This window comes from Streptococcus sp. 22.1 (assembly GCF_016648645.1).
In the GTDB taxonomy this organism is placed as follows: Bacteria; Bacillota; Bacilli; order Lactobacillales; family Streptococcaceae; genus Streptococcus.
In genome coordinates this window covers 80,827-90,686 of sequence record NZ_JACLQK010000008.1, presented here as the reverse complement: position 1 = coordinate 90,686, position 9,860 = coordinate 80,827, and the positions used below count along the sequence as shown (strand labels likewise).

Here is a 9,860-nt window from a genome sequence, read left to right as displayed (position 1 = left end):
AAAGGACTCAGTCCTGTACAATACAGAACTAAATCCTTTGCTTAAATTATTTGTCTAACTTTTTGGGGTCAGAACAAAATGGCCTTTTCATTCTTAATCATAGATAACGAGATTTTACCTTAATTCATCTTTTTAAGCTGAAATAACTTTTTTACAGCAGATTTCACACTCTTCGTTAGTGCTTTTCGGTTGTTTAAAAAATCGATATCTTTCTGATTTACTTTTTTATGACACAATTCATCGTCCTCAAGTTTTTCAGTAATATTAGCATAGACACTCTCTAGAGAGTATCTCTCTTTTAAACTTGGAACAGCTTTTACTGCTTCAAGTTTCTCTTGGTCAAATCCACCAAGGACCTCTGAAATCATGCTAGTTAAGGTATCCAAGTCACCCAAAGGGTAGATATGACCTTGCTCATTCATATACTCGAAGGCTGATTTATGTCCCGCATTATCTGATAAAATCGTTGGAATACCATTTAAAACAGACTCTACATAAACCAGACCAAACGTCTCCATACTCGACGGGAAAACAGCTAAATCCTTATCAGTAATCTCTGACCAAGGATCATCTAAATATCCCATAAATGAAACATTTTTCAAATTATGCTCTACAATATAATCATCACAGAGTTGTTTATAATCCTCATCCCATGCACCTAAAAATACAAGTTCAGTGCCTGCTAGATTAAGCATTTGAAAAGCTTTAATCAACTCAAGCTGATTCTTTCTCTGAGTCAAGCGACCAACTGAAACGATACGATGGTGGTCGTTGGATTCAGTTCCCAGCCCTTCTTTAGGTTCAATTTGAGTATAAGGTGCAAAGGAATAAATCTTCCTATTTGGAAAATACTTTTGTAAATCCTCTGTCAACGCTCCTGTTACAGCAAAAATCTCATCAGAAAACTTGTCTATAAAGTCAAGTTTTTCTTTATAGTAACCAAATTCTCCCTCAGGAAATTCATGAATCAACCAAAAATGTTTGACCTTCTCAAAAGTTGCAGCAAGTGCACCTTGAAACACATTGACTGTATTACTAATAACAAGGTCTACCGTGTTTTCCACAATAATATTTCGAATATCTTTGACATTCTTATTATAAGATTTCACTCGCAAAAAATGATTACCCGGTGAACCACCTGGTGCTTCTTCCCACCACCATTTGACAGCCGAAAGACCATAGGTCTCAATTCCTGCTTTCTGAAGTTCTGCTTGATACTCCTCTTGAGATGGCACCTTGTAATTAGGGAAAACGTTTAACACACGATAACCTTTTTCCACAAGAAATTTCATAAGATTGACTATCGAAATTTCGGCACCATTATCCAGAGTCCCTGTCGGAGAAATAAATAAAATTGTTTTAGTCATAAATTATGCAAATACCCCCCAGTAATGGAAAAGAATCAAATACATAGCGACCAAGAAATTAGCAATTAAAGTCAGGGTTGCTATCTTCAATTTTTTCTGTCGAGATAAATCAATCTTAGCTGTGTTGGCGACTAGTGGCAACAAAAGAATGATAAATGGCGTGAAGTAACGACCTTGAGCACCAACAGATATATTAGCTCCCTGACCAAGAACAACTGGTGTCCACTGCATATACATTACTGTAACAGCAGCTAGAACCTCTAGTAGGAAGAGAATCCAGGATGCATTAGCAAAGTCTTTTGTAAAGAAATCCTTCTTACTTGATAGGAATAAAATAGCAAGAACAACGATATCAATAAATATTAACCAAAGTGGCATTTGCAAAGTAAGGTTACCAAGATAACCGAACATACCAAGCGACAAAATACCATTCAAATTGTCATTCAACTCAGGATTAAAGAGTGTATTACGCAAAACCTCGCCATAATTACGTAGACCGCCCTGATTCTTCATTAAGAATTGCAGAATCACCACGACACCTACTACAAAGAGAAGGTAGAAGACTACTTTATATTTTGAAATAAAGGTCTTAATAGCTTGCACTGGACGATTTAGAAAAGCAAGAACACCTTCAAACTCTAGCGGTACAAATGGAATCAATCCCAACAATAAAACATTATTTGGCTTGGTTGCTAGAAGCAATATTGCTAGACCTATCACCTGGATAATATTACGATTGGTAAAACGTTTAGAATAGGCAAGATTAGTGATAAAACCAAGAGCTAACATCACTTCCAAATAGTTCATCACATCATAAGAAAGTGATGAAGCTTGCTGAACCATAATTGGTAGCAGCGAAATAAACATTAGGGCTGTTTTCCCATACTTGAAATAACGTATTAAAAAGTAAATTCCTAGTATATAGGCCAGTGCATTAAAGATACGCCCCATATAGATAATCATTCCAACTGTGGGACTAATCCAACTTCCAATCGTCATCCCTATCAGCTGTGGAATAAAGGAGATTGTTTTTAAACTCACACCAAATTGAAAAGGTTCTTTACTCATATCAATCTTTTGAGCAAAAATCTGTTTATATTCCGCTAACTTAACCTTATCATTACTTGGAATCTCATCCATCCATTTAAACGATGTCTCGGTTGGTTTATGGAAGGTCTCCCAAGTCATACGCGCGTGGTTTGTTTCATCTGGCACACGATTAATTGGAAATACAAACATAAATGAGAAAATAAAAATCGTCGCTAAGATGAAAAATAAATTTTCAACTTTTATTTGTTTAATTCTGTTCAAAATAAGTCACCATATCATCTTTCTTGCTTAAGGTACAGTTTTCAAGAACAGCCCGATAAGCAGCATCTGCAATTTTCTGTCTTAATTCTGGAGATAAAACCAATGCTTCAAGCTTGTCAAACCACTCTTCATCGGTAGCTAACAATCCTGTTTCACCATCAACAACTGCATCTGAAAAAGCTCCTATCTTACTTGCTACTGTAGGTACCTTCACCAAGGCAGCTTCAATCCACTTAATCTCCGACTTCGCACGGTTAAATATAGAATCCACAAGCGGTGCTAGGTTAATATCAACTTCACTAATCAAGGCAGGTAGTTTGTCCCAATCCACATAATCGTGAGTTACAATTTGATTTTCAAAGGGCTTCATATCTTGCGGAATATCCAAAATCCCGACAATATGTAATTGGACATTGCTATATTTTGTAAGCAATTCTTTAATAGCTGGTTTAATCAATTCAAAATTCTCATTATGACTAATGGAACCAGAGAAATAACCAATCTTAACAATATCGGATGTTTGAGAGTAATCTTTGATGTATTGACTACTAATAGCGATTAAGTCATCAGAAGCCAAGTTTCGATTAAGTAAAACCTTACTTTGATACTTAAACAGCTCCTCCTGCAACTGGTTAGTCGAAGTAATGGCACCATCACAGTTTTCTAGCATATAACCATAATTTCGAACACCTGCATCATAGTTTCCTTTTTCAACCGAATTAAGCCCTTGCGTATAACTCAATTGGTCTGTATAAACCGTATCAAAGACTAAATCATCAATATCAAAGAAGACAGGTTTTCCATATTCCTTAGCTAAATGACAGAGACGCAAAAGTTCAGGTGAGATTGGTGAACGGTAGATAATGATGTGACTAGCGTTTTGAGCCATCGATAGTTGGAAATCAGATAGGTTAACAACTTTGACTGCAAAACCATGCTTACGTAATTGTTCTGCCTTGTTTAAGACACGATAACGGGTACATTGCGGAATAATATTTTCAACTCCATCAATCAATAGAATATATTGATCACGTGGAACCGCCTTAAATTTATTTACAATATCTTCCAGAATCGACACTGGGTAGTCTGTTTCTTCTGCGACAAACTCTAACAAGTCAGGGACTTCTGAATCACGATCCAGACCTTGCCACAAGAACTGGTCTTCATCATAATTTTTCAGAGCCGTGTATTTCACCAAAGGACTACCTGCTTTGAGCATCTTAAGCGGATGGATATACATGGCAGAATCTTCGTATTCTTGCACAACCGCATCATAACGATAACCTAAATCAGCAAAATGCTTGGTAAAACGTGTCTCATGTCGACCAATAGCTTTATCACGAGAATCTGTATCCGTCAAGTGTGTCCAGTACTCATAAAAGTCATCATCGTTTAGCATGAGCTTTTCAATAACTAGGAAATAAGATTGAAGATGCTTAGGAATGTAGCCATAAGGATTCTCCTTAGTAACATCTTCTTGCTCTTCTCCAAAAGAAATTCCCCAGAAATCTAGCTGCTTGTCAGCCATTTCCTGGAATACTTGAGACAAATCTCTCATCGGACCAATGTTAGTATCATTCACCAAGAGGAGCTGGTCGTAATCTTTAAGCTTATCTTTACCAAAGGCAAATATTCCTTCTCTAAAGGCCGCAGTATCATATCCCTTGTTATCACGAGTTAAAACCCTACCATAGGTCTCAAGGGTATTAATATCATCATCGTGAAGCTGTCCATTGACAACTACAATAACATCATCTACCAATGGAGCCAAGGCTTGCAAGAAACGAAATTTGTATTCTTGAAGACGAGCTTCAGACTCAAAAATGACATAAACCAACGCTTTCTTACCATTATACGACAAGGCAGAACGTTGACTATTTCTGAGACGTCGTAACTGGCGAACCTTAAGTGGTGTCATTCGACGACGTAGCTGTATCACTTTGACTTTTAAAGCTCTCAAATAATTTTTAATAGCTTTTGGATTCTTAGCAATTACTCCTGCTGTCTTTATAGGTGTGATAAGGGCATTACCTAAACGATATGACAGTGAACTTCGGATAAGCTCCATCTCTTTATGGACATCTTTCAATTGCTTAGATTGCGTATACTTTCTTCGTTCAAGTTGATCACGTTCTTTTTTCAAGCGATTAACATAGTCTGTCACATTATCGTGATGATTTATCAAATCATCTATACGACTCTCCAAAATCATTAAGTTTTCGCAAACAGCTTGATAGATTTCATGTGGTAACTTATCGAGATACTTCTCGAGAACTTCAAGATAGATTTCATAATGGTAGCGTACGGAATTTCTTTTTGAAATCGAATCTTTTTCAAAAACACGATAATTCAATTTTGTATTAGGTTGGTAAACAGCCTTCGCACCATTATTGATAATAAGGTTCAAGAAAAAATCATAGTCCTCCAGTTTTTTCCCTGAAAGTTTTTCATCATAATAGGTACCCTTTAATATGGCTTTGTTTATTAAAGAACAATTTGAAATATAGTTCGATACCAATAAGCTATGTAATTCAAATTCCTGAGCTTTTAGATAAACTTCATTTTTTTCAAAATTGAATAAATCACAATACACTATATCTGCTTGATGATTGATCGCACATTCATATAATTCTTGTACATAAGTTTCATCCAAAAAATCATCACTATCTACAAATAAAAAATAGTCCCCATTTAAAAGATTAAGTCCCTTATTCCTTGTTCTCACAACACCAATATTCTCATGAGACTCAAATGACGTCACGAAAGGTGACTCTTTCAGAACTTCCTGAATAATCTCTAGGGAATAATCTGTCGAACCATCATCAAGAATAATCAACTCAATATTTCGATAAGTTTGTTTAAAGATACTTCGTAAACATTGTTCAATATATTTTTCATGGTTGTAACATGTTACAACTACTGATATTAAATTAGTCATTTTTCCATCCATTTTTTGTAAGAAAATATAAATTAGTAAATAATAATAACTATTAAATCCAATCTTTCAAAGAAAGAGTATCTTATTTTGAAAGTGTATACCGCTTTAATTATACTATAGTTTGAAGAAAAAATCCCCTTACTACAGGCAAAGAAAAAAGCAGAATAACTCTGCTTTTACTTGATAACTTTGGACCGTTTAAAATGAATATAAACATCATTCAAAAAATAACAAGTAATAATAAATAGACTAAGCATTATAGGTAAATACGTTCTGGTGCTTGAAGCATAAAGCGTAGGTGAAAATGAAATCAGCAAACGCCCAATTAAACCTATCCCGAATAAGTATACAATCCATAACCTATCTGAAACTTTAGAAAGAGCCCATAGAGAATACATCACCATCATAAATAAAACGATATTATAAATCACCGCTCCAAAATATACAACATTGTATTCAAAGGTGCCACTCTCTCTAGCAACTTTACTAACACTAGAAAGTGTAAATAAAATATTTCTCCACTCAAACTTCTGACTTAAAATAGCAAATAGGGTAAAAGATGCCAGAATCAGTGAAATAAAATTCTTTTTATAAAACGACAAAACTACTAAAACTATCAAAAATACAAAAATAAACTCGAAAGATACTGAAAATATACCATCTCCAGTTTCCAAAATTCCTAACCCTATTTTTTGGAGTGGGTTCAAGTGGACAAAATTTGGAAACCAAGATTCCACATTTTTTTCAAACCTCAATGTGTTTCCAGGAGAGAATTTTGCAGAGAGAATTCCTGTCAATGAAACCAACCCATACAATATATTTCTATACCTAAATGTAATAACTTTCCAATCTCTTATTAATTCGAAAACAATCCATAAAAAAGCATAGACTGCTAACTGCTCATTCATAATAGCAAAAACAAAAGATAAGAACGCTATACATTGAACCCACCACTTATCTGAGTAACGATAATACAGAGAGAACAAAAGAAATGATGCTGGAAATACATAATTAATATATGTAGGAATAGAACCTGCGCTTAAAAATTCACTTGCTGGTAAAAAAATAAAAATGAAGAGTCCAGGTATCCAAGGTAAATTAGGACTAAGTTTCTTACTAGGCAAAAGCAAAAAGAAACTTGCAATAATAGACGCTAATATAAATAACTTATCATGTACTGAAAAGAATAATGTTGCAGATTCAATCAGTAACCGGCTACTCCAAGTAAGATAACGATTAATTCCAAATTCAAGGTAATTATAGTGAAATTCCCTTGCATAATTTAAGAATGCTGTCTGATCTCCCACAGGTGTGATTTTGTTATTAATATAATACTGAAAACCATACAGTATAGAAACAACTATGATGTAATAATAAAATCTGCTTTTACTTTTCATTCTCTCACTCTCGTAATAACAACTATAGTTACCCATTCGTCTTCTGACTTTTTACATACTGTTTCATAAGAATATTTGCTATCCATTTTGGCCAAAAGAGTTGGTACATATACAAATCTTCTTTACTACGAGTATTATCAGCAATAGTCTTAGAAGTCTCAGATTCCTCATGAATTCGGTGACACATTAGCTTATCTGACACATAAACAAAACGTCCCTCGTATTCACTAATCTTATACCAAGCATACCAATCAAGGCTGACCTTCATTCCCTCATCAAAATAGAAATTCTTCAATTTTTCAAGGTTATAGGTGACAGCTGGACAACAAATTGGATTACCAAAGGCCATTACGCGGTTACGCCAAAAATGACTACTAGGAAAAAGATTCATTGTTTTTAGCATCAAGGTTTTAATCTTGAGGTTTGTATTTGCAGGGATCTTAAGACCATTTTTTTCTTCAAAATAATCAGAATATCCGATTAGAACATCACTAGTTTTTTCCATCTTGGCCAATACTTTTTCTGCATATCTTGGCTCATAGTAGTCGTCCTGATGGGCGATAGTAGCATATTTTGTTCCTACAAAAGAAATGGCATTATTCCAATCCTTACCAATCCCCCCACCTTGTTTAGTATAAAATGGGATATCATAACGCTGGCAAAGTTCCTTAATCGAATCAAGTGGCGTTGAACTATAACAGATAATTTGAGAATAAAGAGTTTGATTTTTCAAAGATTGAATACAGGCTTCAAGATAATCACTTTCTCCATAAGCGCAAATTACCCAAGTATGATTATCATTCATTCTTTTCCTCTTTCTCTTCTACATGACTTTTTAGAATAGATAATTCCTGAACTAAATGTTTAATCTGCTCTTTTTGTTTCGATAAAGTCATGGTTTGTAGGAAAGCGATGACCAACAAGAAAAAGATAGCAAGCGACAGCAAAAAATTCGAAGTCAGTTCAAATCCAAGTAATCCTGCAAAATAAACTGGAATAACATCAAAAATCGAAATAACAATCATTACCAGACTGATGACAATCCACATGAAGGCCTGTTCAAATAAGATATTGTTCTTATTGATATTTCTAATGACTAGATAAAGGAAAAAGATGGAAGCTACCAACATCACAATAGATAAAACTGACATTATTCACTCTCCCTCATAAAGGCTGCAATAACAATCGACGAACACACTTCAAGCATATATCGAATCGATTTAATTGGCGTAATGGAAGAAACACCACCAGTACGTTCAAACATATTTGCTGGTCGTTCAACAACTCGATATTTACGTTTCAAAATATGAACAATAGTTTCTGGTTCTGGATACTTGATTGGATAACGCTTAGCGAACTGTTTAATAACATCTTTATCAGCCAAACGGTACCCCGAAGTTGTATCTAAAACTCTTTGTCCAGTTGTCCATTTGATAAGGTTGGAAATAACACTAATTCCGAAGCGCCTCATAAAAGTTGTTTGAAATTCAGACTTAACATCACCAACAAAGCGAGAACCAATAACTAGGTCTGCTTCATTTTTTCGAATTGGTTCTAGCAAATCTGACAAGGATTCAATATCATGCTGGCCATCGCCATCAAATTGAACTGCTACATCATAGTCATGCTCTAGTGCATATTTATATCCTGTTTGAACTGCACCGCCAATTCCAAGATTCATCACGAGATTAACCGCATTAAAATGATTATCTTCCAGAATTTGTTTTGTCTTATCTGTTGATCCATCATTGATAACAACATAGTCCAAATCAAAATCAACTTTCTTGCGGTAATTCAAGATACTCGTTACCGTGTCAAAAATACTTTCCTCCTCATTGTAGGCAGGAATTATCATTAAAACTCTCAACTACTTCTCCTTTCCTTTACAGTAAAATATCGAAAACAGTGAAACTAATCTTAAGCGTTCCAAAGTTCTAAAAGCCATTACAGAAATAACTGTTTGAATTCTTTCTCCAGTTATCTCAGATGATAATGGTGTTAAATTTGAATCAAGATTTTCTTTAGAAATCCATTGCTTAATTCTTCTATATTGATCCATAAACGATGAACTTGAAGCTGCTCTTCCAGAAAAGAGTAAGTACCATATGTAATATCGTTTAATAAAATAGCGAATATATTTTGAATCACCAGCAACTTGAAGCAAGTGACTCAAGAAATACACAATATCTATATTCGGATTAAACCCTCTTTGAGATGTGTTTGATATACTCTTCTCATTAAAAAACCAATTATAGCCATTATAATCAATTATTTTAATTCTTTCTGTTAGATTGTAAGCAGTCAAAGTGAAGATAACATCTTCACCTATTGGATAATCAAAGAACTGAATATTATTATCTGTTAAAAACGAAGTTCGATAAATACGTGCCCAAGGTGCAACGACTATATACTTAGACCATTCAGATTGTGTTAAATCTTGTTTAAAAAGCGTCTTTATTTCCTGATTAACACGCTTATAACCACCAAGAACAATATCTAGTTGTTCTTGATCTATTTCATTATAAAAACGCTCTAAATAATCTGAATCAACAAAATCGTCATTATCGATAAATACAATGTACTTTCCATTAGCAAGTTGTATACCCTTATTTCTGGTTTTAGCAACTCCCTCGTTTTCTTTATCAATTACTCGGATAAAATCATTATCAGCTGCATACTTTTTAATAACTTCTAAACTATTATCTGTAGAGCCATCATTTAACAGAATAATCTCAAAATCTGTAAATGATTGATTTAGAAGAGAATCCAGGCATTGTTTAATTCCCTCTTGTGCGTTATATACAGGAATTACGACTGAAACGGTTGGATTAGACATATTATACTTTC

General features: G+C 34.3%; 8 protein-coding genes. All 8 read right to left on the bottom strand.

From position 1 onward, the window contains the following. Positions 1 to 119 precede the first annotated feature (119 nt). On the bottom strand, positions 120 to 1,367 hold the full coding sequence (locus H7U04_RS05865; RefSeq protein WP_060971824.1) for a glycosyltransferase family 4 protein: 1,248 nt from the start codon (positions 1,365 to 1,367) through the stop codon (positions 120 to 122). Positions 1,368 to 1,370: 3 nt separating this feature from the next. After that, entirely contained in the window at positions 1,371 to 2,678 is a 1,308-nt protein-coding gene (locus H7U04_RS05860) for a DUF2142 domain-containing protein (protein WP_060971823.1), read from the bottom strand. Further along, positions 2,665 to 5,616 carry a rhamnan synthesis F family protein gene (locus H7U04_RS05855; RefSeq protein WP_060971822.1) on the bottom strand — a complete coding sequence of 984 codons (2,952 nt, stop codon included), beginning with the start codon at positions 5,614 to 5,616 and terminating at the stop codon, positions 2,665 to 2,667. The genes H7U04_RS05860 and H7U04_RS05855 overlap by 14 nt, the downstream gene beginning before the upstream one ends. Positions 5,617 to 5,792: 176 nt before the next feature. Further along, positions 5,793 to 7,013, bottom strand: coding sequence for a hypothetical protein (locus tag H7U04_RS05850; protein WP_060971821.1), 1,221 nt, complete (start codon positions 7,011 to 7,013; stop codon positions 5,793 to 5,795). A 28-nt stretch (positions 7,014 to 7,041) separates the two neighbouring features. Further along, positions 7,042 to 7,818 (bottom strand): glycosyltransferase family 2 protein, encoded by a 777-nt coding sequence (locus H7U04_RS05845; protein WP_060971820.1) that lies wholly within the window; start codon positions 7,816 to 7,818, stop codon positions 7,042 to 7,044. After that, positions 7,811 to 8,164, bottom strand: a complete 354-nt coding sequence (locus H7U04_RS05840) for a DUF2304 domain-containing protein (RefSeq protein ID WP_003094173.1) — start codon at positions 8,162 to 8,164, stop codon at positions 7,811 to 7,813. Before H7U04_RS05840 ends, H7U04_RS05845 begins: the two co-directional genes overlap by 8 nt. Continuing rightward, complete coding sequence (locus tag H7U04_RS05835) at positions 8,164 to 8,880, bottom strand: glycosyltransferase family 2 protein (protein ID WP_060971819.1); 717 nt, start codon at positions 8,878 to 8,880, stop codon at positions 8,164 to 8,166. The genes H7U04_RS05840 and H7U04_RS05835 overlap by 1 nt, the downstream gene beginning before the upstream one ends. Continuing rightward, on the bottom strand, positions 8,881 to 9,849 hold the full coding sequence (locus tag H7U04_RS05830) for a glycosyltransferase family 2 protein (protein WP_060971818.1): 969 nt from the start codon (positions 9,847 to 9,849) through the stop codon (positions 8,881 to 8,883). Between the last annotated feature and the right edge of the window lie 11 nt (positions 9,850 to 9,860).

What these genes read in the sequence shown, in the direction of transcription:
- H7U04_RS05830 (WP_060971818.1), bottom strand. Translation starts at nt 9,849, where the DNA reads ATGTCTAATCCAACCGTTTCAGTCGTAATTCCTGTATATAACGCACAA.
- H7U04_RS05850 (WP_060971821.1), bottom strand. Translation starts at nt 7,013, where the DNA reads ATGAAAAGTAAAAGCAGATTTTATTATTACATCATAGTTGTTTCTATA.
- H7U04_RS05845 (WP_060971820.1), bottom strand. Translation starts at nt 7,818, where the DNA reads ATGAATGATAATCATACTTGGGTAATTTGCGCTTATGGAGAAAGTGAT.
- H7U04_RS05840 (WP_003094173.1), bottom strand. Translation starts at nt 8,164, where the DNA reads ATGTCAGTTTTATCTATTGTGATGTTGGTAGCTTCCATCTTTTTCCTT.
- H7U04_RS05855 (WP_060971822.1), bottom strand. Translation starts at nt 5,616, where the DNA reads ATGACTAATTTAATATCAGTAGTTGTAACATGTTACAACCATGAAAAA.
- H7U04_RS05865 (WP_060971824.1), bottom strand. Translation starts at nt 1,367, where the DNA reads ATGACTAAAACAATTTTATTTATTTCTCCGACAGGGACTCTGGATAAT.